The sequence below is a fragment of the Actinomadura sp. 3N407 genome (genome assembly GCF_052245875.1).
Classification (GTDB): Bacteria; Actinomycetota; Actinomycetes; order Streptosporangiales; family Streptosporangiaceae; genus Spirillospora.
Genome location: NZ_JBQQBP010000042.1, coordinates 1 through 26,096 on the forward strand (window position 1 = coordinate 1; position 26,096 = coordinate 26,096).

Genomic DNA, 26,096 nt, shown 5'->3' on the forward strand with positions numbered 1-26,096 from the left:
ATTCCGCGAACGGGTACCGGACCCCACTTGAGGTCCACATCGAGTACCTGGAGCGACAGCAAGCGGCGTAGATCTACCCGCAGATCACCCATCAGGACGCTGTCCGGAAAACGCGCGGCCCCTCAAAGAGTCGATCTGAGGGGCCACGACTGAGGGCGGTCATGAGCCGTGATCGAGAATGCGCCGCAGGAGGGCCACATGGTCGACTCCGGCCTGTTCCAGCACCTCCACCGCGACCGGTGGTGGCGTCCGTCCGAGCGGCACCGGCCCGGCGACGAGACCGGACCGTGGCGGGCTTTCGCCACCGCTCAACCGTGACACCGGTGTGCTGGACGGCGGGACCTTGTACAAGCGCCATCCCGGCCACATGGACGGTGAGCCGACGACGACGAGGTGCGGCGGACGCCAGGCGACGAAGGCCCACCGGCTCCCGGCGACGGCGTGCACGAGAGCCGTGTCCAGGTGCCGTCCGAGCAGCGTTGCGATGCGCGCCGCGACCGGGATCGGGTTGGCGAACCCGCCGGTGACCCGGTAGACGTCGCCATCGGGCTCCAGTGTCAGGTTCTCCATGGCCAGGTCGGCGATGATCGGGATGACCGGGTCGTCGGCACGAGCCAGTTCGTGCAGGCGTTCCCACTCCGCGCGGCCCAGCACGTAAGCGTGCGGCAGCTTCGGGGGAATGAGCAGGTCCTCTGCAAGATCCGTTTCCGCCGAAGACACCTGCTCCCGGACCGCCTTCCAGGTGCGGGCGGCGAGGATGTCGGCGGGAGTCCCGCCGGTGAGCGACGCTTCACTGAGCACGAGGCCCATGCAGACCGCGGTCACCGCCGTCATGTGCTGGACGGCCTCGTCCGGTACCCCGTCCTCGGGGCGAGGCTTCAGGCTCTGGGTCAGGCGGGCGAGCGGCGCGCGCCAGGAGTCGTCGCCGAGTTCCCAGACACCGTGGCCGAGCAACTGCACGAACAGCCGGGCGATCAGAACACGCAGCATGATCGGTGCCGGCTCTGTGTCTGCGGGAACGGCCCGTTCCACGGCCCGGGCAGCCCAGTGCCGCCACTCACGCTTGCGGTCAGGCGGCATCGGCGGTTGTGGCGTCTCCCCGGGCTCGCCTTCCGGCTCCGTCGCGTCCTCATCGTCGTCGACGGCGACGGCGACGTCGACGTCGACGGACAGTCCCCAGCCCAAGCCTGCTGTTAGGCCGGGTGCCGCCGTCCCGCCGAACAGTTTCAGAGTGAGGGGCCGCCCGATGGTCTGCTCACATTCGTCAAGGTAGGCGGCATAGCGGTCATGAACTGTCGAGACCTGCGCGGGCGCGGCGGTTCGGTTCGGCAAAGCGGTGCGGTGTTCTGCGAGCAGGTCGGACAGCCGGAGCAGGTCGTAGCGGAAGCGACGGCCCATCTCCTCGTCAGTGAAGATCTCCTCCTCGGTATAGCCGTGGCGGAGGCGGGCCGGTTCTCGTCGGCCTGGCGACGCGCGCAGCGCGTGGGGTGGACGACGAAGACGGGAGGCGACTCGCTCCGGCCGCCTGTGCGCGGGTCGACGATCCGCACCACGGCGCCCGCGAACTCACGGACGGCGAACTCCTGGGCCGTGATGCCGGCAGGGATGGTACCGATCCTTAGCCACGATCCGGGCGAACCATCAGGCGACACCTCAACGACGACCTCGACTTCATAGGGGTGCCCCAGGGTCACCTGAAGGAGGCCCGCCCCTCTGAGCAGCGCGCCGAGCACGAGCAGCCCGGGGCGTCCCTCCACCTCCCGGACAGTGCGCCGCCCCCGTAGGTGCCCGAGTTCGGTGGCGGTGCCGTCAGGCATGAGCGGAGACGCGACCGGGGCGAGGGCGCCCAGTTCGCAGTTGCCGCCGTCCGCGGTGGAGTTCAGCAGAGCGGCACCGGTGAGGTTGGCGCTGCCGGTCAGGGCCGTCCACCGATCGTCGGACCGCCATTCCAGCAGCTTGCCGTGACGTGGCCGCTGCTCGGCGAGCAGCCGCAGCTCGGCGTCCGGCCCGTCGGCGAGCGCCTCGAGGATCTTGTCGCCGTCGTAGCTGCTCCAGCGTTCCTGGACGCCGATGGTGAGCCGCGCCGGGGCGAACCGTTCGATGATGCGTGCCAGGGCACGGCCGTTCCTGTCGACAAATGGCGCGTACAAGTGCAGTTCGTCGACCGGACCGGCCGGGAGTTGCGCGAGGAGCCCGGTGCCGAGGTTGTGCAGTACCCGCGCCGGGTGCTGCGAAGTCTGGAACTCCGCCAGCCGGGCCGCGATCTCCTCCAGCAGCTCCGCCGCGTACTGCGGCACCAGCACCGGCCCGCTCAGGGCGGTCAGCCACGTGCCCAGTTCCCGGAACAGCTCCGGAGCGCCGGTTTCCTGGCCGCGCAGGACGGTCCACAGCTCGTCGTTGTACCCCCAGCCGGCCATGGTGGGGTTGCCGGACCCGATCGCGGCAACGGCCTCGTGGGCTCCGATGAACAATGCCAGTTTCGGGTGGAACGAGCCGCCGCGGCAGGCCGCGAGGCCGTGGAAGTAGGAGCGCCCGGCCATCCGTACGTCGACCGGATCGTACAGTCCCTGCCCCGCGTCGCCGATCACTGTGATGCGGGCGCCGAGCGCCCGCGCGGTCGGGATCAGCGTCTTCTCCAAGAAGGGCAGGTCGACGGTGAAGCCCAGCAGCAGAAGCTCGTGCAGTTCGGCTGCGTCGGTGCGGTCGCGCCATTCGCCGAGCAGGGTGAGCGGCGAGGTGAACTCCCAGGTCACTCCCCCACCTCCAGCAGTTCCGAGCCGAGGGGCGTGAGCGACGCCGTCCCATCGTCAGCGCGGGCGACCAGGCCGAGCTGCTGGGCGAACTCCCCGGCCTGGTGGAGGCGCGTGCCGATGTCGCCGTCACCCTCGTCACCGGTCTTGTAGTAGCGGCCTCCGCGTTCGTGCACTCTGGAGAACACCTTCATCCGCCCGTTGGCGTCGGGCCGGGTCTTGGCCAAGGCGACACGGCGGGCCTGTGCGAGCATGTCGTCCACCAACCGGACGGCGAGGTCCCGCATCGGCCGGTCCGCGAACTCCTTGATCAGCCGCCCCATCCACAGCGGGTTGAGGATGTCGTGCTGCGTCCCCAGGAACGTCGTGCGCGCCTCGCCGGACAGCTCACCGGCACGGCGCCCGCCCACCAGCAGCAACTTCACGTTCAACAGCGGATCACGGCGGTCGGCCTCCTGGATGAGCCGTCGTTCGGCAGGTGCCGGGTGTTCGCCGGCCATCGTGTCCGGCAGCTCGTCGAGGCAGGCCCGCAGGGACGTGGCGGGCATCGGGTCCGCCAGCCACGCGCGCAGCTCTGCAAGGCTCCGGTCGGCTTCGCCGTCCTGCGGACCGATCGACCGGACCAGCGCCGCCCACAACCGCCGCCAGGCGCCCACCGAGTAGTTCCTCAGCAGCAGCCCGCGCCACCCCAGGACGTTGTCGATGCCCCGGAGCACCGGATCGGTCTCGGTCTCGGGACCGAATGCCACAGCGGACCGGGCGCACACCTCCCAGCCGAGGGCCGCGTCGCCGCCGTGGAGTTCCACCGCCCGCCCGAGCATCCGGAACGTCGCCCGGCGACGCCGGTCGTCCGGTCCCCACTCCTCCGGGTCATGGCGCCCGTGCCGAGTAGCGGTGAACAGGCCACGCATCCAGGAGACCTCCGGCCGTTCAGGGACCTGCATCGCGAGTGGCGCGAGGACCCGTAGCCGTTCGACATCCAGGACGTCGGCTTCGGCGGCCCGTAGCAGCGGCGCGAACAACGCCGTCACCTCCGCCGGGCAGGCATGCCGTCCGGGCTGCGGCACGTCGCCCCCGTTGACAGCTGTGCTGAGGACAGTGCTCGGCCCGAGGTACTGAGACCAGAACCCCGAGCGCCGCGGCGAGTACGGATGATCGCCGTCCATGCGCGCGGCCACCTCGGTGTGGAGGGCGTCGGCGTCAAGGGAATGCCTGACCTCATCGACGGCGTGCGCCATGCTCGGCCATCCGTCTGGATCGTCGTGCACGCGCGAGACCCCGGCCAGGACGACCTCGCAGCGCCGCAGCAGCCGAAGACTCGCCGCTTCGTCCAGGTCGTGTTCGGCTCTGTACGCGCCAAGCGCCGCGTACAGGGCGTAGTAGCGGACGTACCGGGTCACCGAGGAAATTCCTGGAACGAGCAGTTCAGCCGCCCGCAGGACCGGCGCCTCCACCCGCAGCGGATACCGTCCAGACCGCTGCTCGATCCCCCGCCGCGACCAATCGGGACCTTCCACAGAAGTCATACGCCCCCCTTCGCCACGGAAGTTAGGGGAAATGCCCCGGACATGACTACGGCACAGCCACATGCCACACCAAACCGTTATCGATTCGGTCCAGACGTCACTAATACGGCAGGTAGTTCTATCCCGAGCTTGACACCTCACGCACTTCCGCGGTCGGTCGGATCCGCCGCCAGGAGAGACTACGTCCACCGGCAGCGCTTCAGCACCGGGCTGGCCGGTAACGCTTTCAGGTCGTTGTTCGGCGGCGGATCCGGCGGAGTTGTTCTTGGTGCTGGCGCAGAGCAAGAAATGGAGAACCTAAGGATATCGTCGCAACAATGATGCGGTTGCGATAGTGACCGGATCGAGCGCGATCCAGAATCGGGGGGCGTAGAGCCCGATTCAGCAGCCGTGGCGCGGCATGCCTTTGGCAGGCAGTGTGGCTTCCGGCCTCGCGAGCGGTTCCAGTCCGACCGGCAGGCGACTCGGGTCCGCAGGCGGCCTCCTCGCCAGGCGGCCCCGCCCTCCTCTCGTCCCGTGACAGTGGTTGTTCCTCGTCGCCCGTGCAGGCCCACGGAGCACCCTTGTTGGACGGCGCCGTCCGCCGCGCGGCGGACGGTTGTCCACATGACTGCACGCGTCCGTCCGCACCGGCGCGTACCGTCCAGGTAGCGGACGTGGCGCAGGATAGTCCCGCCTTTCCGGCCACGTCGATGGCAGATGTCGAAAGCCTGTGCCTCTCGGATGCCGGGCGCACCAAGTCCACCGTGCCGCCGTCCGATCCGCCGACGCCGTCCGCCGTGCCGTACCGACCCTTGAGGCGGAAGGCGGCACAATTTATCGGAGGCATTGCTTCGCAACACTTCGGGCGTCCTCATGAAGGTGGAGGGCACCGATGTGGCTGTGGTCGTCGGGGGTCCTACGGCGAGCCAGTGGAAGCAATCGCACCCGCGGTCAGCAGCCGGAGCCGACCAGTCTGCTCCATGATCTCGACGATGACATGCGGATCCCGTCAGCCCCTCGACGTCCTGCTCACATAGACCCACCCACGGGTTCCCAGACCTGAGCCTTCACGCCCCTCAGCGCCACCTGCCACGTCATCGCCTGAACAGTGGACCTGCGGACGCAGCTTCGGACCGCGCTCGGTCCGAACCCGTATATGTCACTTACGCCATTACTTGCCCCGTGCCGCCACAGCCCGCGGCAAGCGGGTCGCGACGGCCTCGCGAGCGCGAAGAGGGCGACGCTGAACGGTCGGCGCATGGCTGACGTTGATCAACCGACACGCGTTTGATAGTAGCGTTCCAACTACTCTCTGTGTAAAGTCCTGGGCAAGGTCGTCAAACTCTCGTGAAAGGCGCTGTCCGGCCCACGAAGAGGGCTGCGCGGGCGAGCCTGCATGGCGGCGCGTCCGGCGGCACGTTGACGAGGCGAGGTATGCCCTTGCAGAACGACCGGGTCCCACATCGTAGTGAGCGCAGAGCCGAGGGCGTCCGGCTGTACACGCCCGCCGAGGCGGCGGACATGCTGCAGGTCCGGGAATCCTGGCTGAGGAAGAAGGCCAGCGCGCGGGCCGTCCCGTGCACGTTCATCGGCAAGCACCTGCGGTTCAGCGACCAGGACATCGACGCGATCATCGCGGCCGGCGCCAAGCGGCCGATCGCCCAGCGGCGGCGCGGCCGGGCCTGAGCCCCCGATTACCGAGAAGGAGTGTGTCATGGCGTATGCCGAAAAGCGTGGCAACAAGTGGCGGGTCCGATACGTGCGGCCGGACGGGAGCACCGCGTCGCAGTCGGGCTTCGACACCAAGCAGGCCGCCCTGCACTGGGGAGAAGAACAGGAAGCCGGTATCCGGCGACATAGGTGGAACGATCCCCGTGACGGAGCGGCGTTACTGGCCGACTGGGTCGAGCTGTGGTGGGCCGGGCAGGACCTGGAGGCCACCACCGAAGCCAAGTACCGGTACCTGATCGACCACCACATCGTCCCCGCCTTCGGGAACCGGCCGGTCAGCACCTTCACCAGTCCCGAGGAGGTCGTCGCCTGGGAGAAGCGCACCCGCACCAACGGGTTCTCCCACCGCACGGCGGCCGACGCCCGATCACTGCTGGGCACGATCCTGGGCGATGCCAAAGAACGGGGCATGGTCGCATCCAACGTCGCGGTGAAGCGGCGAGGGCGCGGACGCAAGCGCACCCGGCGGACCATCGCCGTGCGCGGCCCCGAGAAGGTGTGGGCCACGTCCCTGCAGGCACTGCTGCTCGCCGAGCGGAGCTCGTTGCTATCGGGACGCGATGACGACTTCGTCATGATCATCCTCACCGCCTACACCGGCATGCGCTGGGGCGAGGTCCACGGGCTGGAGCGGCCCGCGTGCCGACTGGACCGCATCCAGATCGACTGGCAGTTGCGCGAACTGGCCGGACGGCTGGAGATGGTGCCGCCCAAGGACGACTCGCACCGGCCCGCGGACCTGCCGCCCTTCCTGACGGCCCTGGTGTCCGACCAGAGCACGCGGACACGTGGCCTGCGCCTGCCAAGGGCGGACGCCTGAGTGCGGGGGGCGCGGGCAGTTCCTGTTCCTCAGCCCCGACGGCGGGCACCATCGGCGGTCCAACTACGCCCGCCGGATCTTCCAACCGGCGGCCGACGGATGCTACCCCGGAGGAACCCGGCAGGCCGGCAAGCGCATCCTGGTCGAGACGACCGCATGGCCTGGGGTGCCGATCCCACCCTGGCCCGACGCCGTGCCTGGGCAGCCGTTCGTCCCGCCTCGCGGTAAGGGAATCCGCGTTGTGGACGAGGACGTCTCCCCCGCGGTCTGGCTGCCGCTGGTCGAAGGGCTCACCCCGCACGGGCTGCGACACAGCCACAAGACCTGGATGCTCGAAGACAGCATCCCGGAAGTACTTCAGGCCGAGCGGCTCGGGCATACGGTCCCGGGCATCCGGGGCGTCTACTCGCACGTCTCCGACAGCATGCGGGACGAACTCAAGGTCAAACTCCAGCGGCGGTGGGAGCAATCGCTGGCGCAGCGGCTCAAGTACGGAACGACATCGCCGGTCCCGGTACTGAACCGGCTGCTGGAGGCCGCCCGGACGAAGGGCACTGCCCGAGGGCACCTCGCCAGCGCATAGAACGGAAGCATCGAGACGGGGGTGGGCGGTCGCCGTCCATCCCCGTCTCCGTGACTACGGACTGTAACGACGAGCGGGAGGCTTTCTGGTGACCTCGTCCGGGTGGGAGGGAGGTGATCTCCCAGAATCCTCCCAGTTGATCACCCAGGCCCTGCCGCCGATGTGCGGGAGGGCCTGTGTAGTAAGGGTGGGCGATACTGGGTTCGAACCAGTGACCTCTTCGGTGTGAACGAAGCGCTCTCCCACTGAGCTAATCGCCCGGGCGGACCCCTGGGTCCGACGTCGGAAACTCTAGCGCATGTTGGGGGCGCCTCGTGCAGGCGTCAGGTCCAGAAGGTGGGGTCCTCTATGTCCCAGGGGAGCTTGAGGCCGTAGATGGCCAGGTAGGCGACCAGGCCGGCGGCGACGAGGATGGTGGTCACGGTGCCGAGGATGAGGTTGCGGCGTCGCTTGCGGGGGTCGAGGGCCTTTTCCTTGGCGCGGTCGGCGGCGGTCTTGGCGCGGTGGAGGGCGCGCTGGGCCCAGGCGAACTCGGTGGCGAGGATGGCGAGGCCGACGACGATGCCGACCAGGCCGGGGCCCGGGGTGACCATCATGATCAGGCCGCCGATGAGGACGGTCGAGCCGATGGCGAAGACGCCCGCTCGCCAGGCGGTGTCCAGGAGTGGGTTGCGCCGGACGCGCTCGCGGAAGCGGTGGCGACGGCCCGGCCCCTCCGGCCGGGCTTGTTTTTCCTGATTGATTGTCACGGTTTTACCCCAAGCCAGTAGATCGGCCGCCCGGGACGGTAGATTACCGCGCCGATCCCCCCACATGGGGGTCTCAGGGGCCGGAAAGATCCGCTTTTGCGCAGGTCAGACGTTGGTTTTGCTACGGTGAGATGGATCACAAACGCCGGGGACGCCGGAATGTTCGGCCGAGATCAGGCAGTTAGGCGTCATAGATCGCGGGGATGTCCGGGTAGAGGGAGAACCACTCACCGGCCGCCCCGCGAGCCAGCGGGACCGACGTTAGAGGGAATGGCCATGAACAGCAGTACCACCGTCTCAGCAGAGCTGGGCCTTCGTCTCGTCGTCCCCGACCGCACGACCGTGCCCCTGCTCGCCGGGCTGGAGTACGCGGCCGACGACCCGTACGCGATCCGGATGGCGTTCTACGTGGGCGACGACGAGCCGGTTGAGTGGATCTTCGCTCGCGAGCTTCTGACGGTCGGTATCGTGCGCAAGGTCGGGGACGGGGACGTGGAGGTCTGGCCGGGCGCCGATGACGGCACACTCCACATCGCGTTGTCGTCCCCGTTCGGTGACGCGCTGTTCGAGGTGCCGCTGTCGCCGCTGGCCGACTTCCTGCACCGCACCTACCAGGCGGTGCCCGCGGGTGAGGAGAGCGAGTTCATCGACATCGACGCCGAGCTCGAGAATCTTCTCTGGCCGTCGTAGGTCACCCGGAGAGGCGGGCGATGTGGCGCATCTTGTTCATCGCGTCCAGGGCGGCGACCTTGTAGGACTCGGCCAGCGTGGGGTAATTGAAGACCGCGTTGACCAGGTAGTCGACGGTGCCGCCGCAGCCCATGACGGTCTGGCCGATGTGGACGAGTTCGGTGGCGCCGGTGCCGAAGACGTGGACGCCGAGGAGCCTGCGGTCCTCCGGTGAGACGAGGAGTTTCAGCATCCCGTAGGAGTCACCGATGATCTGGCCGCGGGCGAGCTCGCGGTAGCGGGAGATGCCCACCTCGAAGGGGACCTTGGCCTCGGTGAGGGCGTCCTCGGTGCGGCCGACGAAGCTGATCTCGGGGATCGTGTAGATGCCGATGGGCTGGGTCTCGTGGATCTCGGAGACGGGCTCGTCGCAGGCGTGGTGGGCGGCCAGGCGGCCCTGTTCCATGGACGTGGCGGCGAGGGACGGGAAGCCGATCACGTCGCCGACGGCGTAGATGTGCGGGACCTCGGTCCGGTAGACGTCGTCCACCTTGATGCGGCCGCGGGGGTCGGCGGACAGGCCGGCGGCGTCCAGGCGGAGTTCGTCGGTCATGCCGTGCCGGCCCGCGGAGTACATGACGGTGTCGGCGGGGATGCGCTTGCCGCTCTCCAGGACGGTGATCGCGCCGCGCTCCATCCGTTCGACGGACGAGACGGTCTCGCGGAACCGGAATGTGACGGCCAGGTCGCGCAGGTGGTATTTGAGCGCCTCGATGATCTCCAGGTCGCAGAAGTCCAGCATCCGTTCGCGGCGTTCGACGACGGTGACCTTGGTGCCGAGGGCGGCGAACATCGAGGCGTACTCGATGCCGATGACGCCGGCGCCGACGACGACCATGGTCTCGGGGATGCGGTCCATGTTGATGATGCCGTCGGAGTCGATGATCGTCCGGTCGTCGAAGTCGACGGTGTCGGGGCGCGCGGGGCGGGTGCCGGTCGCGATCACGATGCGGTCGGCGGTGACCTTCTGCTCGCGGTCGCCGGCGCTGGTGATCCCGATGGTGTTGGGCTCCAGGAACCGGCCTCGGCCGGGGAGCACGGTGACGCGGTTGCGGGCGAGCTGGCTGCGGACGACGTCGGTTTCGCGGCCGATGACGTGCTGGGTGCGCATGCCGAGGTCGGTGACCGTGATGTCTTCCTTGACGCGGTAGCTCTGGCCGTACAGTTCGCGCTGGTTGAGGCCGGTGAGGTAGAGGACGGCCTCGCGGAGCGTCTTGGACGGGATCGTCCCGGTGTTGATGCAGACGCCGCCGATCATGTCGCGGCGGTCCACGATGGCGACCTTGCGGCCCAGCTTGGCGGCGGCGATGGCCGCGCGCTGCCCGCCGGGTCCGGAGCCGAGGACGAGAAGATCGTAGTCAGTCACGTCCCCCAGTCTGACGGCACGGCCGTCGCACGGATAAGGGCTTTCGCTGGATAAGTCACTATTCATGTGCGCGGTGGGCCGATCAGGCCCCCGGCGAGGGTCTCCAGGCCGGCTTTGATGCGGCCGAGCGTCATTCCGCGCGTGCGGCGCTGGTGGAGGAACAGGTTCGCGGCGAGGGGGGCGAGGAGGGCGTCGGCGAGGTAGGCGACGTCGGCGCCGGGGTGGATCTGCCCGAGGAGCATCGTCAGGTGCCGGTGGTAGAGGTGGTACGAGCCGTCCCGGAAGCGGGCTTCGGGCGGGTCGGACTCGGCCATGAGCAGCAGGTCCGCCTGGGCCTCGGTGCGGTCGGCCAGGGCGTGCAGGAAGGCGCGGAGGCGGTCGCGCGGGTCGGCGCCGGGTCCGAGCGGCGGCGGGCCCTGGATGAACGCGGCCTGGAACTCGCGCTCACGGTCGTCGATCACGGCGTAGACGAGCCGGGCGCGGTCGCCGAACCGACGGTAGACGGTGCCGACGCCGACGCCGGCGGCCCGCGCGACCTCGTCCATGGAGACGGCCTCGGGCCCGCGGGCTTCGATGATCCCGGCGGCGGCGCGGAGGATGCGGCGGCGGTTGTGCGCGGCGTCCGCGCGTTCGGCGGCCGGACGGCCCGTGATCGGCAGTTCCCGCATCCCGTCCTCTCTCGGCACGGCACACCAGCGTATCGGAGTTGTATCCGGAGAATTCTCCGGTTAATCTCGCTAAGTGGAACTTTCTCCGATTGAGACCCTGGGGGTTGGGATGACGGCGGACCTGGCGGGACGGGCGGACCTGGCGGGACGGGCGGCGCTGGTGACCGGCGGCGGACGCGGCATCGGCGCGGCGATCGCGGTGCGGCTGGCACGGGACGGCGCCGACGTCGCGGTGACGTACGTGCGGGCCCCGGACCGGGCCGCGCGCGTCGTGCGCGAGATCGAGGCGGCGGGCGGGCGCGGGCTGGCGATCGCCGCCGACGCCGCCGATCCCGCGGCCGTCGCCGCGGCGGTGGACCGGGCGGCGGCCGAGTTCGGGCGGCTCGACATTCTCGTCAACAACGCCGGGATCGCGCCGTACGGGCCGCTGGAGGACGTCCAGGCCGACGAGCTGGACCGGACGCTCGCGATCCACGTCCGGGCGGTGTTCGTCGCGGCGCAGGCGGCGGCGCGCCACCTCGGGCAGGGCGGGCGCATCGTGTCCATCGGCAGCAGCCTCGCCGAGCGCGTCCCCTACCCGGGCTGGACGCTGTACGCGATGAGCAAGTCGGCGCTCACCGGGCTCACCCGGGGCCTGGCCCGTGATCTCGGGCCGCGCGGGATCACCGCGAACGTGGTGCAGCCGGGCTCGACCGACACGGAGATGAACCCGGCGGACTCCCCCGACGCGGAGTTCGAACGCGGGTTCACCGCGCTCGGGCGGTACGGCCGGGCCGAGGAGATCGCCGCGATGGTCGCACATCTGGCGGGTCCGGGCGGCGCCTACGTGACGGGTGCGTCGATCGCGGTGGACGGGGGGTACACGGCGTGATGGCCTGGGTGTTCCTGCTGATCGCCTCGCTGATGGAACTGGTGTGGGCGGTCGCGCTCAAGCAGTCGGACGGGTTCACGAGGTTCTGGCCCACCGTCATCGGGCTGTCGGTGGCGCTGCTGAGCGTGGTCGTCCTGACGCTGTCGCTGCGCGACCTGCCGGTCGGGACGGCCTACGCCGTGTTCGTCGGCCTGGGGGCGCTCGGCGTCGCTCTGGTCGGCATGATCGTGCTGAACGAGAGCACGTCGCCGACCCGGCTCCTCTTCCTGGCGCTCATCCTCGTCGGCGTGGTCGGCCTGCAGTCCGTGGAGAGCTGACGCGACGAGGGCCGGGCGGGGAGGGCGCCTCAGGGTCTCCGGGGTTGGGGCAGAGTGGAGTCATGACCAAGGACATGCTGGGGATCGACATCGGCGGCTCGGGGATCAAGGGGGCACCGGTCGACCTTTCGGACGGCTCGTTCACCCGTGACCGGTTCCGTGTCGACACGCCGCGGCCGTCGAAGCCGAAGGCGGTCGCGAAGGTCGTCGCCGAGGTCGTGGAGCACTTCGGGTGGGACGGCCCCGTCGGCGTCACCTATCCCGGCGTGGTGATCGACGGCGTGGCCGTGTCGGCGGCGAACGTGTCGAAGCGCTGGATCGGGACGGACGCGGCGTCCCTCCTCGCGGACGTGACCGGACGGGAGATCACGCTCCTCAACGACGCCGACGCCGCGGGGATCGCGGAGATGCGGCTCGGCGCGGGACGCGACCGCCGCGGCACCGTGGTCCTGCTCACGCTGGGGACGGGCATCGGTAGCGCCCTGTTCACCGACGGGGTCCTCGTCCCGAACACCGAGTTCGGGCACATCCAGGTCAACGGCAAGGACGCCGAGGTGCGCGCGTCGGCGAAGGCGCGCGACGAGGAGGGCCTCGGGTGGGAGAAGTGGGCCAGGCGGCTCAGCGAGTACATGACGCACCTGGAGGCGCTGATCTCCCCGTCGCTGATCATCGTGGGCGGCGGGGTGAGCAAGCGGTCCGAGCACTTCGTCCCCCTGATCAAGGGGGTGCGGGCGACGGTCGTCCCGGCGCGGCTGGTGAACAACGCGGGCATCGTGGGGGCGGCGATGGCGGCGGCCGCCGCGCATCCGGTGGAGACCGCCGGGCCCGCCCCGCGCGAGGTCCGGGAGGCCGGGGGATCGGGCGGGGCGCGGCGGCGGCGCGGGACGGCCGAGGCCGCGCGCTGAGTGGCTCAGGACGTTCTGAGCCGGACGGTCGCGATCTCCCAGGGGCGTAGCGCCAGTGCGGCCGTCCCGTCGTGGACGTCGAGGGGCACGCCTGGACGTCCGCGCAGGTCGACGCGGATGGCCTCGGTGAACGGGCCGCGCAGGACGGCCGTGGCCGGCTCGGCGCACTGGGCGACCATCCGGGCCTCGATCCAGCCGTCGCGGGCGCGCAGCGAGGTCATGGTCACGCCGTCGCCGGTGATCGCGATCCCCGCGCGGGAGGGCGGGGCGGCGGTGGTGGCGTGACCGTATCCGGCGCCGGTGAGAAGGTCGTGCCGGTACGCCTCGGCGGCCTGGAGGACGTCGGCGCCGGGCCGCCCGCCGTCATAGGGCATGATCGCCAGGTCGGCGGTCCGCTCGCCGCGGCACTGGGCCCGCGGGGTCGGAAGCTGCGGCCCGGCGGGCTGGTCGCGGTAGGCGTTGCGGTCCCGCGACAGGTAGCCGATCGAGCGCAGCAGGGTCAGGGCCATCTCCCGCCCGCCACCGATGACCTCGTACTCGGTGACGTGGTCCAGCAGGACGGCGAGCCCGCCGGCGGCGACGAACCCGGACGCGGGGAACGTCGGGACGGGACGCTCCCCGAAGCCGCCCTCGGCCGTCAGCCCCCGCTCGGTGATCGCGAACTGCCCCTCGGCGAACGACGATTCCGCCTGGCGCGGCAGCGACATGTGCAGCCGGACGCGGTGGTCCTCGCAGCGGTTGTCGAACGTGACGCGCAGCCGCAGGAACGGCTCGCCCGCGCGGAGTTCGGCGCGGGTGGTGACGGTCACGTCCTCCTCCGCCGCCGAGCGGGCGTCGCCCGGCACGTCCCCTGAGGCGGGCCACCGGTAGGTGCGGACGATGTCGTAGGCGGCGAGGAGCGGCCCACTCCGAACGGGTCTGACGTCCACGGACAGGGGGTCGCCGACGAGCCGGTCATCGCCGGGCGGGGCGTGGTTGTAGGAGTCGCCGAGGTCGCCGCCGTCGACGATCCGGCCGATGCCTTCGACGACGTGGCCGGACGGGGTGCGCAGCCCGAGCGCGCCGTCCTCGTGCACCTGCGCGCGCAGCAGGCCGTTGTCCAGGACGTTCCCTTCGGCCTCGACCGGAGCGTCCGGCGCCTCCGGGGCGTCCGGGGCGCCGCCGGGCGCGGGCACGGGCTGGACGGTGGCCAGGCCCAGTGCGGGCACGTCCACGAGGGCGGCGACGGTGCGGCGCGGGTCCGCCAGGATCCGGACGCGCCAGTCGCCGTCCGCGTCCCGCAGGGCCTCCCGCACGTCGCCGATGTCGAACGGGACGTCGGCGCGGGACGTCACGTGGAAGGTGAGCGTGCGGTCCTCCCGCGACACCGACCAGTCGCGGATCTCCTGCCCGAACAGCACCCGCCCGTACACCCGCTCCAGCAGGATCGGGAGCCGGGATGCCGGGTGGACGGCGTCGTCCAGCACGGTCGGCGCGATCTCCAAGGTCTGGACGGGCACCGGCCGCCCGTCGCCCGTCACCAGGCCGGGCTCGCCCTCGCACGGGATGTCCACCGTGATCAGGCCGGTGCGGGGCGCCGGGGTCGGGTTGAACACCAGGTGCGAACCGACCGGCACCGAGGCGGCGCGTTCGGCGGTGACGAGGTCGCAGACGGCGCGGCCGAGCTGCTCGGCCTCCGCCATGTGCGCCGCGACCTGCTCGGCGGTCTCGTCGCTGCCGCAGCCGGTGACCGAGTCGTGGCAGCTCACCTCGATCAGCCGCCGCCACGCCAGGTCGAGGAACGTCTGCGCGTCCCCCGCGTACCAGAGCGCGGTCAGCGGCTCGGCGTACCGCTCGACGAGCCGCTCGGCGCGTCCCATCATCTGCTTGAGCCGGACGCGGGCGGAGATCACGCCGGGCAGGATGTTGGCGCGGGCGTGCGACCGCAGCTCGCCGCGGACGTGCGGCAGGCCGTCCACGGACGGGTCCTCCCCCGCGAAGTAGCCGGCGAGGGTGTCCAGGCGCATGCCGAGACCGGCGTCCGCGACCCGGTCGGCGAGGTCGGCGGCGGGCGCGGTGTGGTCGGCGCCGTACATGGCCAGCAGCGGCCCGCCGCGCGGATACCAGCGGCCCATCGCCTCGGCGAACCCGGCGACGCGGCCGGGCAGCAGCGACGCGCCGTCCGCGAACTCCTCGAACATCGACGCGGCGTTGCCGTAGCCGCCCTCGGGGAGGTACTGGGTGCGGATCGCCGTCCCGTCCGGCGCCTCCCACGCGAACGCGCTGGCCCGGACCTCGCCGGGGACGCCGCGCCACACGCACGCGTGCTCGATTCCCGCGAGCTTCAGGATCTGCGGGGTCTGCGCGCAATGACCGAACTGGTCGGGCAGGTAGCCGACCATCATCGTGGCGCCCAGCTCCCCGGCGCGCCGCATCCCGAGCTGGAGGTTCCGGACGATGTTCTCCCCCGAGCACAGGAACTCGTCGTGGAGGATCTGCCAGGGCCCGACGGCGAGCCGCCCCTCCCGGACGAGCGCCGCGACCCGTTCCCGCCGTTCGGGACGGATCTCCAGGTAGTCGTCGACCGCGGCCATCTGCCCGTCCAGCGTGAAGTGCCAGCGCGGGTCGGCCTCCATGCCGTCGATGACGCCGTCGAGCAGCGACACCAGCCGGAGCCGGAAACGCTGGAACGGCAGGTACCACTCGCGGTCCCAGTGGGTGTGGGGGACGACGACGATCTGGTCGGGCCGGTCGGAGTCCTCCACCCGCCCCGTGTTCGCCCGCCCCGTGTTCATCCGCCCCGTGTTCATCCGCACAGTGCGATCACCTCGTTCTCGTGGGTCTCCAGGCGGTGCATTCCCACACCATCCGCCGCTATCCGGACACGATCGCCCCGGACGGCGACGCGCCCGCCGTCCGGGCGGACGAGCACGGTTCCGTCCGCGCCGACGGCGATCAGCTCGTCGCCGACGCGGAGCAGGACGGGGGCGCCGGGGTCGGCCGAGATCGACGTCCGGCCGGCCGCGAGCGCGCCGAGGACGTCCTCCCCTTCGGCGAGGACCCAGGTGACGGGCTCGCCGAGGCTCTTGTGCTGCGCCGGGTCGTGGAAGTCGCTGCCGCCGAGCGGGACGACGCCGCCGGGCCGCCACACGTCCGCCCAGGCCAGCGGGGCGCCCCAGCGCCGGTCCCACCAGGACGGATGCCAGATCTCGGCGAACCGGGGCCGGTGCTCCTCCGGCAGGGGATGGCGCCAGGCGCAGTCGCCGCTCAGCGGATGGTTGATCGACATCAGCCCGCCGCGGGCGCCGGCGAACGCGGCCCAGTCGGCGCTCGGACGCCGGAAGTCGACCCACCCGGTGTCGCCGAACACGTTGGCGTGCCCGAGGTCGGTGGTGACCTCCTGGCCGGGCAACAGGACGACCCCGGCGTGCGCGGCGGCGGCGGGCAGCTCGGGGTGGTGGCTGACGGTGTTGTGGTCGGTGACGGCGAGGAAGTCGAGGCCGCGGGACGCGGCGAGGCACGCCAGTTCGTGGACCGTGAGCGTCCCGTCGCTGTGGACGGTGTGGGAGTGCAGGTCACCGGCCAGCCACCGCATCCCCGCGGGGGCGGGGAGGTCCCGGCGCGGCGGACGTTCCGGCCGGGGAGGCGGCGGGTCGCCTGCGGGATCCGCCGGGCTCCTCGACGCGGTGACCGTGACCTCGTAGGGGACGCCTTCCGGCGGTATCCGGTGCAGGCCGAGCCAGACGTGCCATGCGCCCGGTTCGAGTTCGCCTGGCAGGTACCCAGGCGTCGCCCACTCGGTGCTCACCGTGTACCGGCTGCGCGCCCCACCGGACCAGCCACGGAACCCGTCCGGCCCATGGCAGCCCAGGTCGATGACACCTCCGCCGTAGGCGAGCTCCACCGTGACCGATGCCGTGCCGGGCGGGACGTCGAAGGGCAGTTCGCGGAGCCCTTGTTCCAGGCGGTCCTCCAGGCTCCATCGCCCCCGGTGCACCGTCATGCAGGTCCCCCCTCCTTGGTCAGCGGTGTCATCCTCCGGTCCTCCGATCCCGTCACCAGCTCGCCGTCCCGGTAGAGCAGTACCCGTCCGGGACGGGGCAGCGCCCATCCCGTGTCGCCCGGTTCGGGTTCGCGGCCCTCCCCCACGACGACGTGCAGGGGTACGTCCCCCACGTCCAGAGTCACCAGTGAACTCCCGCCCAGGTGCTCCACGACGGACACGCGGCCGGTGAACGCGCCGTCCGCCGCGCTGTCGCTGTAGTCCAGGTATTCAGGCCGTACCCCGCACACGACCGATTCCCCGTCGGTGATGTGCGCGCGCGCCTCGGCAGGCACGGGCAGCTCAGTACCGGCGACGGTGACGACCTCGTCCCGCACCTGCCCTGGCAGAAGGTTCATGGGCGTTGAGCCGATGAACGACGCCACGAACAGGTTCGCGGGACGCCGGAACACCTCCACGGGCGTGCCGAGCTGCCGGATGCGTCCCTTCTCCATGACCGCGATCCGGTCGGCGAGCGCCAGCGCCTCCGCCTGGTCGTGGGTGACGAACACGGTCGTGACGGCGAGTTCCCGCTGCAGCCGCTTGAGGAACGTGCGGGCCTCCAGGCGGAGCCGCGCGTCGAGGTTGGACAGCGGCTCGTCCAGCAGGAAGATCCTCGGTTCCGCGACCAGCGCGCGGGCCAGCGCGACCCGCTGCTGCTGCCCGCCCGACAGCTCGCCCGGACGGCGTCCCTCCAGCCCTTCCAGCCCCAGGTATCTCCCGGCGTCGGCGGCGCGCTCGTGCCGGTCGGCGCGGCTCCGCTTCTTGATGCGCAGCGGGTAGGCGATGTTGTCCAGGACGGTCATGTGCGGGAAGAGCGCGTAGTCCTGGAACACCATGCCGACGTCGCGCCGCCCCGGCGGAAGGCGTGTCACGTCCTTGTCGCCGAGGCGGATCGTGCCGCCCGTCGCCGTCTCCAGCCCAGCGACCGTGCGCAGCAGCGTCGTCTTCCCGCAGCCGGACGGGCCGAGCAGCGCGAAGAACTCGCCGTCCGCGACGTCGAGGTCGAGGGCGTCCAGGGCCCGCACGCCGCCCGGATAGACCTTCGTCAGCTCCCGGATCGTGATGGCGGCCATCAGCGCTTGATCCCTCCGTGGAAGCGGAAGCCGTACCGGCGGCTCACGAACAGGTACATGAGCACGACCGGCAGGGCGTACAGCAGCGAGAAGGTGGAGATCAGGGCAAGGTCCGGCTGGCCGCCCTCGGTGTAGAACGTGTACATGATCACCGAGGCGGGGGCCTTGTCCGGGTCGCGCAGCAGCAGGAACGGCATCAGGAAGTCGCCCCACACCTGCGCGACCGTCCACACCGTGACGGTGGCGAGGCCCGGCCGGATGACGGGGACGACGACGTGCCGCAGGATCTGCAGCGGCGACGCCCCGAACACCCGCGCGGCCTCCTCGTAGGACGTGGGCGTGGCGTCGGTGAAGTCCTTCAGCAGGAAGATCGCCGCCGGGAGCAGCCCTCCGGTCAGCACCAGGATCACGCCGAGCCGCGAGTCGATCAGGTTCAGGTTGAAGGCCAGCAGGAAGATCGGCACCATCGCGGCCGTCCCGGTGATGATGGACGACAGCAGGAGCAGGACGTAGAGGAGCGCGTCCCGTCCCGGCACGCGGACACGGCTCAGCGCGTACGCCGCCAGCGCCGCGGCCGTCACCACGAACGCGGCCGTCCCGGCGGCGAGCAGCACCGAGTTGCGGAGCGACGCGAGCGCGTACGGGTTGTCCATCAGGACCTCGAAGTTGCGCAGGGTGAACTCGGGCAGCGACGCCGAGACGCCCGGGTTCGCGTCGAACGGGGCGAAGGCCAGCCACAGCAGCGGCAACGCGAAGAAGCCGAGGACGGCCGAGACGAACGTGGCCAGCCCGATCCTGCGCAGCACCTCCCGGACGGTCTCGTTCACGCGACCGCCCCCTTGGTCCTGCGGGCGCGCAGGGCGCGAAGGTAGAGCAGCGCGATCGCCAGGTTGATCAGGATCATGATCAGCGAGATGGCGGCGCCGAATCCGAGCCGGCCGTCGCCGAGCGCCGCCCGGTACACGTACACCGACATGATCTCCGAACGTCCGTCCGGGCCGCCCGCCGTGATGAGGAACGGGGTGAAGTCGTTGAACGTCCACAGGCTGATCAGCAGGAGGCTCGTCAGGATGTGCCCGCGGATGCGCGGGAACACCGCGTCCCGCAGTGTCTGCAGCGTCGAGGCGCCGGCGAGACGGGCGGTCTCCAGATGGGACGGTGGAACGTTCCCGAGTGCGGCGCCGTAGAGCATCATCGAGAACGCCGTGCCGCGCCAGACGTTGAACACGATGATGCACGCCATCGGATGGTCGAGCAGCCATGCCGTGCCGGGCGTGCCGAGCAGCGCGTTGAGGGTGCCGCCGTCACGGTCCAGCAGCGCGATCCACAGGAACGCGATGACCGAGGACGGCAGGATCCACGCGAGCAGCACCAGCCCCTCGACAAGGCGCCGCACCGGGCCCGACCGGTCGCGCAGCACCCACGCGATCGTGAACCCGAGGACGGTCTGGCCGATCACCGCCGACCCGACGACGAACTGCAGCGTCAGCCACAGCGACCGGTGGAAGTCCTCGTCGGCGAGCACGTCGGCGTAGTTGTCCACGCCGACGAACCGCGGGTCGCTCGCCGCGATGCCCGTGAGCCGGTAGTCGGTCGCGCCCAGGTACAGCGTCCAGAGCGCCGGGAACACGAGGAACACGGCGACGAGCACCAGCGCGGGCGCGACGAACGCGGCGGCGCGCCCCCGTCCCAGCCCGGCCGCGTCGTCCCCGGTGGACGGCACGGCCAGGCCGGGGCGACGCAACTCGACGTCAGCGCGGGGTGACGTTGGCGGCGCCACCGACGATCCCCTTGAGCTTCCCGGTGTACTCGGCGGCGGCCTCCGCCGGCCTCCCGCCCGACACCACGGCGGCCGTGGCCTCCTGCAACGCCGTCGACACCTGCGGATACACCGCGAGCCCCGGACGGTAGGACGTGACGGGCAGGACCTTCTCCGACACGAACGTCAGGAACGGGTCGCCCGCGAGGATCTCCTTGTTCACGTCCGTGCGGGACGTGATCTCGGGCGTCCCCGCCGTCCGCGCCTTGATCATCTCCGGGGAGTTCATGAAGGCCAGCAGCTCGAACGCCTGCTGCGGGAAGTCGGTGTTCGGATTCAGCACGGTCACCGAGCCGCCCGACATGCTCACGAACGACTGCCCGCGCACGCCCCGGCCCGGGGAGATCGCCGGAATCAGCGCGTAGCCGACGTCCTGGTCGCGGGTCTTCATCTTCGCGACGCCGGTCTCGGGGTTGATGACGTCCCGCCAGAAGTAGTCGCCCTCCGCCAGGATCCCGATCTTCCCGGCGGCGAACTCCTCGAACGACTTGTCGCGTCCCTTGGCCTCCTGCTGGAGCTTCGGATCGCCGAGCCCGTCATCGCCGTAGATCTGCGCGTACAGGTCGAGGACCTTCGTCAGGGCCGGGCCGCCGCCCGTCCACTTGCCGTCCGCGTAGATCTCGGCGCCCGCGCCGGCCAGCATGGGCAGCACGCCCTGCATGGTGGTCGCCTCGCCCATCGCGGTACCCGCGTTCAGCTGGATCGGCGTCACGCCCGGGAGCTTCTTGAGCGCCTGCGCCGCCGCGATGAGGTTCGGCCAGCTCTCGGGCTGCCAGTCGGCGGGAAGACCGGCCTGCTCGAACAGCCTCTTGTTGTAGAACAGGAGCCGGCCGTCGGTCGCGGGCGGGATGCCGTAGCGCTCGTCCTCGAACATCGCCAGCTTCTGGACCGCTCCAGGGATCTGCGTCCAGCCGTCCCACGCGGTCGCCGGGGAGCCCACCACCTCCGGCAGCGGCTTGATGTAACCGGCCTGCGCGAACTCGCCGACCCAGATGCCGTCGATGTCCATGATGTCGGCACCCGACTTCGACTTCAGGTCGAGCGCCAGCTTCGTCTTGTACGCCTCGTCGTCCACGCCCTGGCCGCGGAACGTCACCTTCGCGGTGACGCCCTTCGCCTTCTGCGCCGCGACGAACTCCGGGATCACCGTCTTGGTGATCCACTCCGCCTCTTCGGTGTTCTTGCCGCCCTCGATCGCGTTACGGGTGATCGTCAGGGAGAAGCTCTTGGCGTCCCTGCCCCGGTCGGGATCCGTCGAGGATCCGCCGCCGCCGCACCCGGCGAGCATCGCGCCCGCCGCCACGACGGCGGCCGCCGCGCCGATCCGGCTCCTGGAGAAGTCCCTACTGGAAAAGACCATGGGGGTGACCTCCTACAAGCGTCACCCTCAACGTGAACGAAGAATTCGATCACGTAAAGACTCCGGAGATCATTATCTGGATCAGGGGTCCATCAGTTCGGCGGCGCGGGCCGCGAACGCCTCCATCGCCTTCGCGGTGATCGGGCCCGGCGCGTCCGGGAGGACCGTCCCGTCCACCGCGCGGATCGGCTGGACGTCCCGCGTCGTGGACGTCAGGAACGCCTCGTCCGCCCGGTACAGGTCGTCCAGCGTGAGGTCCTCCTCCTCGCCGCCGCACCACTCCAGCGTCAGCGCGCGCGTCACCCCCGCGAGGCAGCCGGACGACAGCGGCGGCGTGACGAGCCGGCCGCCCAGGACGACGAAGATGTTGCTCCCCGTCCCCTCGCACAGGTTCCCGGCGGTGTTGCCGAAGATCGCCTCACCGCCGCCGCGCTCCTTGGCGTAGGCGAGGGCCAGGGCGTTCTCCGCGTACGACGTGGTCTTGAGGCCGGACAGGGCGCCCCGCTCGTTGCGCGGCCACGGCACGACCGTCACGTCCGCCGTCGCCGGGAAGGGGTCCTGCGGCCCCACGATGATCGACACGGTCGGCCCGGCGTCGCCGCGGTTCGACCCGAGCGGGCCGGGACCGCTGGTGTAGGTGATGCGGATGCGCGCCAGCGGCCACTTCGGCGCCGCGGCCAGCACCTCCAGCGTCCCCTGGGCGAGGCCGTCGTGATCCGGCTCGGGCAGGCCGAGACCCGCCGCCGAACGGGCCAGCCGCCGCAGATGCCGGGTCAGCGCGAACGGCTCCCCGTTCGCCGCCTTCACCGTCTCGAAGATCCCGTCACCGACGAGCATGCCGTGGTCGAACACCGACACCACCGCCCGCTCAGGGTCGAGCAGTTCCCCGTTCAGCCAGATCCTGGCCTGCTCCGTCACCGGAAGCCACCTCCAAAAGCCGAGCCGCCTTCAGCTCGGTCTCATGCCACTCGCGGAGCGGATCGGACCCCCAGGTGATGCCGGCGCCGGTGCCGAACCGGAGCAGGCCGCCCTCCGCCCAGAAACTCCGGATGCCCACCGCGAGGGAGCCGCGCCGGGAGTCCGCGTCCACCCAGCCGATGGCCCCACAGTACGGCCCCCGGGGGACGGGTTCGAGTTCTTCCAGCAGCTTCAGCGCACTCGACTTCGGGGCACCGGTGACCGAACCGGGAGGAAACGTCGCGGTGAGCAGTTCGGGCCACCCGCCCCGGCCGACCCGCGCCCGGACGGTCGACACCAGATGGACGAGCCCCGGGTGCTCCTCCACCTCGCACAGGCCCGGCACCTCCACCGACCCGACCTCGGCGACCCGGCCCAGATCGTTCCGCACGAGATCGACGATCATCACGTTCTCGGCCCGGTCCTTGGGCAGCAGGTCGGCCGCCGTCCGCCCGGTCCCCTTGATCGGACGCGACTCGACGACGTCCCCGTCCCGCGACAGGTACAGCTCGGGCGAAGCACACGCGACCTCCAACCCAGGCAGCTTGAGCGTCATCGCATACGGCGCCGGATTCCCCGTGACGAGCCTCTTACCCAACCCGGCGATGCTCGCCCCGGCGGGAAGCCTCGCCGACAAGATCCTGCACAGATTGGCCTGGTAGACGACACCGTCCGCGATCTCACTCCGGATCCGCTCGACACCGGCCACGTACGCGGCCTCATCCAGCGAACTGCTCCACTCCCCCGTCCCGGGCCACACGCCCCCCGGATGCGGTGCTGGTCTCACACTCTCGAACCGAGCACACGTGACCTTCCCCTCGTAGGTCACCACCACGGCCCACCAGCCCCGCGAATCCAACGCCTCCGGGTCACTGGTCACATCCAGCAGACCGGTGGCCAGCAGACCCCCGGCATACGCGAAGTTCACGCCAGCACGCACCCGAACGAATCCGCGAGTCCGCTGTACCCCGCCTCGGTCACCAGCAGCGCCCGCCGCGTCGTCCCCCGCTCGAACCAGCCCAACTCGATCATCCGAGCCGTCAGCGCCGCCCCCAGCGCCCCGTTCAGATGCGGCCGCCGCTCCGTCCAGTCGAGGCACTGCCAGGCGAACCGCCGCCGCGCCCTCCGCAGGCCCGCGACATCCAGGCCGAGCGCCTCCAGCCGTTCCTCACCCTTCACCGTCACCTCGTAGGCGTCCTGCCCGTCGGTCTCGATGAGCCCCCCGTCGACCAGCGCCGCGAACAGCGCCACCCCGGCCTCGCCGGCCAGATGGTCGTAACACGTCCGCGCCTCATGCAGCCGCCGCGCGTCCCGCGACTGCCTCAGGCTGCGCACTTCCACCGGCGGGCTGATCCGGGACAGCGCCTCGATGACCTGCGCGATCTCGCTCCCCCGCAGCCGGTAGTACCGGTGCCGGCCCTGCTTGACGACCGTGACGAGCCCGCCGTCCAGCATCCGGCCCAGGTGCGCGCTCGCCGTCTGCGCGCTCACGCCCGCCGTCCGCGCCAGCTCCCCGGCCGCGAGCGGCCGCCCGTCCAGCAGCGCGGTCAGCATCGCCGCCCTCGCCCGGTCCGCCAGCAGCGCCGCGACCGGTGCAAAGTCCACATCCAGGACATACTCCGCGCCCATACCCCGACTCTAAGCGCCCCACCCTTCGACCACCGCCGAAGCGTCCCGCCGCGCCCCGCCGGAAACCCGGTTTGGGGAACCGCCCCGGACGCGCTAAGGTTTTCCCGTCGCCGCAGGGCGCACGCGGAAGTGGCTCAGGGGTAGAGCATCACCTTGCCAAGGTGAGGGTCGCGGGTTCAAATCCCGTCTTCCGCTCTGAGGGGCCTTTCAGGCTATGAACCAGAAGGTCTCCTTCTGGTGGAGTGGCCGAGAGGCGAGGCAACGGCCTGCAAAGCCGTGTACACGGGTTCAAATCCCGTCTCCACCTCAACGCCGTACCTCCCCCGGAGGCCACGGACGGGCGATTAGCTCAGTGGGAGAGCGCTACCTTGACACGGTAGAGGTCACTGGTTCAATCCCAGTATCGCCCACCACAGACTCCCCAGGTCAGGCACCATGTCCGGCCTGGGGATCGTGCATTTCGGGGCCTGTTGGACGCGGAATCGGGAGCACATCGGGAGCAGACCGCTCCCTGCGATGATCGAAACTACCCACACGCGGGTCGGGGTCACTGGTACGCGTCGGGTCGGGGTCACCGGGACCAGTGCTCCCGGCCGTGCTCCCGATGCATACCGGTGGGGTCGGGGTCATACTCATGGCCGGCTACCCATCAGGTCGGTCCACCGTTGCTGGAGCCGCTCCCGCAGACTCTGCCGCATCGGTTCGGTGGCGTGACTGTAGACGCCGGCGATGCCGGGCATCCGGTGTCCCATCCGCTCGAACTTCAGCGCCTCCTCGACACCGAGCTCGTCCAGCATGCTCTTGTTGTGGTGGCGCAGATTGTGGTGGCGCAGACCGTGGAAGACCACCCGGGCAGGATGGGCGGCCAGCCGCGTTGGGTGTCGCCGTCGCAGGCGGGCCGCCACCGGCGCCGGGCGAAGTTTGAGCGCCGGTGCCAGCGCCCGTCGGCGGTGACGAACACCTGCTGGTGGTCATGGCCGTCCATCACCTGCTGCAAGAGCGTGGCCAGGAAGGGCGGCAGATCGATGCGGCGGGCTGCGGTTTCGGTCTTGGGCGGGCCGAGCCACATGGCGCCGCGGACTTCGTGCAACGCACCGGTCTCGGGATCGATCTGCAGGTGCAGCTGCTCGGGATGGCAGTTGCGCTTGGCCAGGCCGGTGATCTCACCCCACCGCATCCCGGTGAACGCCGCGGTGATCACCATCACCTGCGCCGACCGCCCGCCCAGCTCCTTGACACGGTCGGCGATGACCAGGATCTGGTCGCCGGTGGGCACCGGGCGCTTGCGCACCTGCCGCATCGCGGTACGCGGGTCGTGTCCGGTGCGCGGCTCAGCCGTTCGCAGGCCCTGGATCGGGTTGACGGCGACCATGCGTTCCTCCACCGCCGCCCCCCAGCAGCGACATCAACGTCACGATGCCCCGGACGGTGGCCGGGCTGTAACGGGCGCGCAGGCCGGTCGCCCACTGTTTGACCGCGCTGCGGCGGATCTGATCGACCGACACCTGCCCGAACTCGGGAATGATGTGGGTGTCGAGGTAGTGGTCGTACCTGGCTTGGGTGCTGGCGGCCACGGTGTGCGTGGTGCGCCACTGCTGCGCCCACTCGGCCAGGCCGGTACGCGCGGCGTGCGGATCGATGAAGGATCCGCGGCGGTGGTCGGACTCCAGGTCTCCGGCTTCTTGGAGCGCTTGTGTCTTGGTCCGGTACTTGTCCGGTGACGTGCGGACGACGCCGTCGGCGTCGCGATAGCGGACCCGGTACCACGGTCCGCGTTTCTCCGCCCAGGCCATGATGATCTCCTTCCGGATACGTGAGGGCCGCGCCCGGGTGGGGCGCGAGGGTCGGGGTCATCCACGCTCGCCTTCGGTGTACGGACGCGCCATCACCCCACTGGCCCTGGGCCGCCAACTCTGAAAACCGCCCTCCGTGGCATGAAGGAACCGGTCACCCCGACAATGTCGCCGAGCGCGCGGCCGATCAGCTCCCCTCGACGTCAGCGCCACGAACGTTCGGCGTGAGCGGTCCACAGCCATGAAGGCGAATTCCCGGGCGACGACGCACTACCGAACGCTGCGTCGTCCGGTACCCGCCCTGGGTTCAGAATGCAGTCGAGCAGCCGGTGATCAGATGCTGACGCCGAAGTCGGAGGCGACACCGCCCAGCCCGGACGCGTAGCCCTGCCCGGTCGCCCGGAACTTCCACTCGGCGCCGTTGCGGTACAGCTCGCCGAAGAC

26 protein-coding genes and 4 tRNA genes are annotated in these 26,096 nt (G+C 70.6%); 10 read left to right on the top strand and 20 right to left on the bottom strand.

The features are described 5' to 3' along the window. Positions 1–159 precede the first annotated feature (159 nt). Genes ACTWPP_RS44080 through ACTWPP_RS44090 form a run of 3 tightly spaced genes read right to left on the bottom strand, consistent with a single transcriptional unit; the run spans position 160 to position 4,276 of the window. Positions 160–1,185: a hypothetical protein gene (locus tag ACTWPP_RS44080; protein WP_443110457.1), complete on the bottom strand. Its 1,026-nt coding sequence runs from the start codon at positions 1,183–1,185 to the stop codon at positions 160–162. A 41-nt stretch (positions 1,186–1,226) separates the two neighbouring features. After that, entirely contained in the window at positions 1,227–2,753 is a 1,527-nt protein-coding gene (locus ACTWPP_RS44085) for a hypothetical protein (RefSeq protein ID WP_443110458.1), read from the bottom strand. Continuing rightward, on the bottom strand, positions 2,750–4,276 hold the full coding sequence (locus tag ACTWPP_RS44090; protein ID WP_443110459.1) for a hypothetical protein: 1,527 nt from the start codon (positions 4,274–4,276) through the stop codon (positions 2,750–2,752). Before ACTWPP_RS44090 ends, ACTWPP_RS44085 begins: the two co-directional genes overlap by 4 nt. A gap of 1,416 nt (positions 4,277–5,692) precedes the next feature. On the opposite strand from ACTWPP_RS44090, the gene ACTWPP_RS44095 reads away from it, so the two are divergent. The 3 genes from ACTWPP_RS44095 (at position 5,693) to ACTWPP_RS44105 (ending at position 7,392) form a co-directional block, all read left to right on the top strand. Next, positions 5,693–5,944, top strand: a complete 252-nt coding sequence (locus ACTWPP_RS44095) for a helix-turn-helix domain-containing protein (RefSeq protein ID WP_443110460.1) — start codon at positions 5,693–5,695, stop codon at positions 5,942–5,944. Between the two features lie 28 nt (positions 5,945–5,972). Continuing rightward, entirely contained in the window at positions 5,973–6,809 is an 837-nt protein-coding gene (locus tag ACTWPP_RS44100) for a hypothetical protein (RefSeq protein WP_443110461.1), read from the top strand. A gap of 241 nt (positions 6,810–7,050) precedes the next feature. Then, on the top strand, positions 7,051–7,392 hold the full coding sequence (locus tag ACTWPP_RS44105; RefSeq protein WP_443110462.1) for a hypothetical protein: 342 nt from the start codon (positions 7,051–7,053) through the stop codon (positions 7,390–7,392). Between the two features lie 188 nt (positions 7,393–7,580). Here the strand turns inward: ACTWPP_RS44105 and ACTWPP_RS44110 are convergent. Together ACTWPP_RS44110 and ACTWPP_RS44115 are read right to left on the bottom strand one after the other, a co-directional pair. Beyond that, positions 7,581–7,652 (bottom strand) — tRNA-Val (locus ACTWPP_RS44110). Positions 7,653–7,715: 63 nt separating this feature from the next. Further along, positions 7,716–8,141 carry a TIGR02611 family protein gene (locus ACTWPP_RS44115; RefSeq protein WP_443110463.1) on the bottom strand — a complete coding sequence of 142 codons (426 nt, stop codon included), beginning with the start codon at positions 8,139–8,141 and terminating at the stop codon, positions 7,716–7,718. A gap of 276 nt (positions 8,142–8,417) precedes the next feature. On the opposite strand from ACTWPP_RS44115, the gene ACTWPP_RS44120 reads away from it, so the two are divergent. Next, the gene (locus ACTWPP_RS44120; protein WP_443110464.1) at positions 8,418–8,831 is read left to right on the top strand and encodes an SsgA family sporulation/cell division regulator; all 414 of its coding nucleotides are present in this window, start codon (positions 8,418–8,420) and stop codon (positions 8,829–8,831) included. A gap of 1 nt (position 8,832) precedes the next feature. On the opposite strand, the gene sthA is transcribed toward ACTWPP_RS44120, so the two are convergent. Together sthA and ACTWPP_RS44130 are read right to left on the bottom strand one after the other, a co-directional pair. Next, positions 8,833–10,236, bottom strand: a complete 1,404-nt coding sequence (gene sthA, locus ACTWPP_RS44125; protein ID WP_443110465.1) for a Si-specific NAD(P)(+) transhydrogenase — start codon at positions 10,234–10,236, stop codon at positions 8,833–8,835. Between the two features lie 62 nt (positions 10,237–10,298). Next, positions 10,299–10,922: a TetR/AcrR family transcriptional regulator gene (locus ACTWPP_RS44130; protein ID WP_443110466.1), complete on the bottom strand. Its 624-nt coding sequence runs from the start codon at positions 10,920–10,922 to the stop codon at positions 10,299–10,301. Between the two features lie 91 nt (positions 10,923–11,013). Here ACTWPP_RS44130 and ACTWPP_RS44135 point away from each other — a divergent pair, with 91 nt between their 5' ends. The 3 genes from ACTWPP_RS44135 to ppgK all read left to right on the top strand — a co-directional run bounded on the left by ACTWPP_RS44135 (position 11,014) and on the right by ppgK (position 12,997). Beyond that, entirely contained in the window at positions 11,014–11,775 is a 762-nt protein-coding gene (locus ACTWPP_RS44135; RefSeq protein ID WP_443110467.1) for an SDR family oxidoreductase, read from the top strand. After that, positions 11,775–12,092 (top strand): DMT family transporter, encoded by a 318-nt coding sequence (locus tag ACTWPP_RS44140; protein ID WP_443110468.1) that lies wholly within the window; start codon positions 11,775–11,777, stop codon positions 12,090–12,092. Before ACTWPP_RS44135 ends, ACTWPP_RS44140 begins: the two co-directional genes overlap by 1 nt. 62 nt (positions 12,093–12,154) lie before the next feature. Continuing rightward, the gene (ppgK, locus tag ACTWPP_RS44145) at positions 12,155–12,997 is read left to right on the top strand and encodes a polyphosphate--glucose phosphotransferase (RefSeq protein WP_443110469.1); all 843 of its coding nucleotides are present in this window, start codon (positions 12,155–12,157) and stop codon (positions 12,995–12,997) included. A gap of 5 nt (positions 12,998–13,002) precedes the next feature. Here ppgK and ACTWPP_RS44150 read toward each other — a convergent pair whose 3' ends face one another. The 9 genes from ACTWPP_RS44150 to ACTWPP_RS44190 form a co-directional block, all read right to left on the bottom strand. Further along, positions 13,003–15,786, bottom strand: coding sequence for an alpha-mannosidase (locus ACTWPP_RS44150; protein WP_443110481.1), 2,784 nt, complete (start codon positions 15,784–15,786; stop codon positions 13,003–13,005). Continuing rightward, positions 15,783–16,979, bottom strand: a complete 1,197-nt coding sequence (locus ACTWPP_RS44155; protein ID WP_443110470.1) for a CehA/McbA family metallohydrolase — start codon at positions 16,977–16,979, stop codon at positions 15,783–15,785. Before ACTWPP_RS44155 ends, ACTWPP_RS44150 begins: the two co-directional genes overlap by 4 nt. Then, positions 16,976–18,094, bottom strand: coding sequence for an ABC transporter ATP-binding protein (locus ACTWPP_RS44160; protein WP_443110471.1), 1,119 nt, complete (start codon positions 18,092–18,094; stop codon positions 16,976–16,978). The genes ACTWPP_RS44155 and ACTWPP_RS44160 overlap by 4 nt, the downstream gene beginning before the upstream one ends. After that, positions 18,094–18,921 carry a carbohydrate ABC transporter permease gene (locus ACTWPP_RS44165; protein ID WP_443110472.1) on the bottom strand — a complete coding sequence of 276 codons (828 nt, stop codon included), beginning with the start codon at positions 18,919–18,921 and terminating at the stop codon, positions 18,094–18,096. The genes ACTWPP_RS44160 and ACTWPP_RS44165 overlap by 1 nt, the downstream gene beginning before the upstream one ends. Beyond that, positions 18,918–19,874, bottom strand: a complete 957-nt coding sequence (locus ACTWPP_RS44170) for a carbohydrate ABC transporter permease (protein ID WP_443110473.1) — start codon at positions 19,872–19,874, stop codon at positions 18,918–18,920. Before ACTWPP_RS44170 ends, ACTWPP_RS44165 begins: the two co-directional genes overlap by 4 nt. Continuing rightward, on the bottom strand, positions 19,846–21,273 hold the full coding sequence (locus ACTWPP_RS44175; protein ID WP_443110474.1) for an extracellular solute-binding protein: 1,428 nt from the start codon (positions 21,271–21,273) through the stop codon (positions 19,846–19,848). Before ACTWPP_RS44175 ends, ACTWPP_RS44170 begins: the two co-directional genes overlap by 29 nt. Before the next feature lie 81 nt (positions 21,274–21,354). Further along, on the bottom strand, positions 21,355–22,191 hold the full coding sequence (locus ACTWPP_RS44180) for an aminotransferase class IV (RefSeq protein ID WP_443110475.1): 837 nt from the start codon (positions 22,189–22,191) through the stop codon (positions 21,355–21,357). Continuing rightward, on the bottom strand, positions 22,142–23,158 hold the full coding sequence (locus ACTWPP_RS44185; protein ID WP_443110476.1) for a chorismate-binding protein: 1,017 nt from the start codon (positions 23,156–23,158) through the stop codon (positions 22,142–22,144). Before ACTWPP_RS44185 ends, ACTWPP_RS44180 begins: the two co-directional genes overlap by 50 nt. Further along, positions 23,155–23,859 carry an ArsR/SmtB family transcription factor gene (locus tag ACTWPP_RS44190; protein WP_443110477.1) on the bottom strand — a complete coding sequence of 235 codons (705 nt, stop codon included), beginning with the start codon at positions 23,857–23,859 and terminating at the stop codon, positions 23,155–23,157. The genes ACTWPP_RS44185 and ACTWPP_RS44190 overlap by 4 nt, the downstream gene beginning before the upstream one ends. Positions 23,860–23,982: 123 nt before the next feature. Between ACTWPP_RS44190 and ACTWPP_RS44195 the strand changes: the two genes are divergently transcribed. The 3 genes from ACTWPP_RS44195 (at position 23,983) to ACTWPP_RS44205 (ending at position 24,272) form a co-directional block, all read left to right on the top strand. Continuing rightward, a tRNA-Gly gene (locus ACTWPP_RS44195) sits at positions 23,983–24,054 on the top strand. Positions 24,055–24,095: 41 nt separating this feature from the next. After that, positions 24,096–24,166: transfer RNA gene (locus ACTWPP_RS44200), tRNA-Cys, on the top strand. A gap of 31 nt (positions 24,167–24,197) precedes the next feature. Next, positions 24,198–24,272: transfer RNA gene (locus tag ACTWPP_RS44205), tRNA-Val, on the top strand. Positions 24,273–24,491: 219 nt separating this feature from the next. On the opposite strand, the gene ACTWPP_RS44210 is transcribed toward ACTWPP_RS44205, so the two are convergent. From ACTWPP_RS44210 to ACTWPP_RS44225, 4 genes are all read right to left on the bottom strand, one after another. After that, positions 24,492–24,656 (bottom strand): hypothetical protein, encoded by a 165-nt coding sequence (locus ACTWPP_RS44210; protein ID WP_443110478.1) that lies wholly within the window; start codon positions 24,654–24,656, stop codon positions 24,492–24,494. After that, a complete protein-coding gene (locus ACTWPP_RS44215; protein ID WP_443110479.1) occupies positions 24,623–25,231 on the bottom strand; it encodes a hypothetical protein in 609 nt (202 codons plus the stop codon). Before ACTWPP_RS44215 ends, ACTWPP_RS44210 begins: the two co-directional genes overlap by 34 nt. Further along, positions 25,191–25,652, bottom strand: coding sequence for a hypothetical protein (locus tag ACTWPP_RS44220; protein ID WP_443110480.1), 462 nt, complete (start codon positions 25,650–25,652; stop codon positions 25,191–25,193). Before ACTWPP_RS44220 ends, ACTWPP_RS44215 begins: the two co-directional genes overlap by 41 nt. Positions 25,653–25,985: 333 nt before the next feature. Then, a partial coding sequence (locus ACTWPP_RS44225; RefSeq protein ID WP_443105099.1) for a TerD family protein occupies positions 25,986–26,096 on the bottom strand: 111 nt, incomplete at its 5' end.

What these genes read in the sequence shown, in the direction of transcription:
- ACTWPP_RS44090 (WP_443110459.1), bottom strand. Translation starts at nt 4,276, where the DNA reads ATGACTTCTGTGGAAGGTCCCGATTGGTCGCGGCGGGGGATCGAGCAG.
- ACTWPP_RS44095 (WP_443110460.1), top strand. Translation starts at nt 5,693, where the DNA reads ATGCCCTTGCAGAACGACCGGGTCCCACATCGTAGTGAGCGCAGAGCC.
- ACTWPP_RS44100 (WP_443110461.1), top strand. Translation starts at nt 5,973, where the DNA reads ATGGCGTATGCCGAAAAGCGTGGCAACAAGTGGCGGGTCCGATACGTG.
- ACTWPP_RS44120 (WP_443110464.1), top strand. Translation starts at nt 8,418, where the DNA reads ATGAACAGCAGTACCACCGTCTCAGCAGAGCTGGGCCTTCGTCTCGTC.
- ACTWPP_RS44135 (WP_443110467.1), top strand. Translation starts at nt 11,014, where the DNA reads ATGACGGCGGACCTGGCGGGACGGGCGGACCTGGCGGGACGGGCGGCG.
- ACTWPP_RS44140 (WP_443110468.1), top strand. Translation starts at nt 11,775, where the DNA reads ATGGCCTGGGTGTTCCTGCTGATCGCCTCGCTGATGGAACTGGTGTGG.
- ppgK (WP_443110469.1), top strand. Translation starts at nt 12,155, where the DNA reads ATGACCAAGGACATGCTGGGGATCGACATCGGCGGCTCGGGGATCAAG.
- ACTWPP_RS44150 (WP_443110481.1), bottom strand. Translation starts at nt 15,786, where the DNA reads ATGAACACGGGGCGGATGAACACGGGGCGGGCGAACACGGGGCGGGTG.
- ACTWPP_RS44155 (WP_443110470.1), bottom strand. Translation starts at nt 16,979, where the DNA reads ATGACGGTGCACCGGGGGCGATGGAGCCTGGAGGACCGCCTGGAACAA.
- ACTWPP_RS44160 (WP_443110471.1), bottom strand. Translation starts at nt 18,094, where the DNA reads ATGGCCGCCATCACGATCCGGGAGCTGACGAAGGTCTATCCGGGCGGC.
- ACTWPP_RS44175 (WP_443110474.1), bottom strand. Translation starts at nt 21,273, where the DNA reads ATGGTCTTTTCCAGTAGGGACTTCTCCAGGAGCCGGATCGGCGCGGCG.
- ACTWPP_RS44190 (WP_443110477.1), bottom strand. Translation starts at nt 23,859, where the DNA reads ATGGGCGCGGAGTATGTCCTGGATGTGGACTTTGCACCGGTCGCGGCG.
- ACTWPP_RS44210 (WP_443110478.1), bottom strand. Translation starts at nt 24,656, where the DNA reads ATGCTGGACGAGCTCGGTGTCGAGGAGGCGCTGAAGTTCGAGCGGATG.
- ACTWPP_RS44215 (WP_443110479.1), bottom strand. Translation starts at nt 25,231, where the DNA reads ATGGTCGCCGTCAACCCGATCCAGGGCCTGCGAACGGCTGAGCCGCGC.
- ACTWPP_RS44220 (WP_443110480.1), bottom strand. Translation starts at nt 25,652, where the DNA reads ATGGCCTGGGCGGAGAAACGCGGACCGTGGTACCGGGTCCGCTATCGC.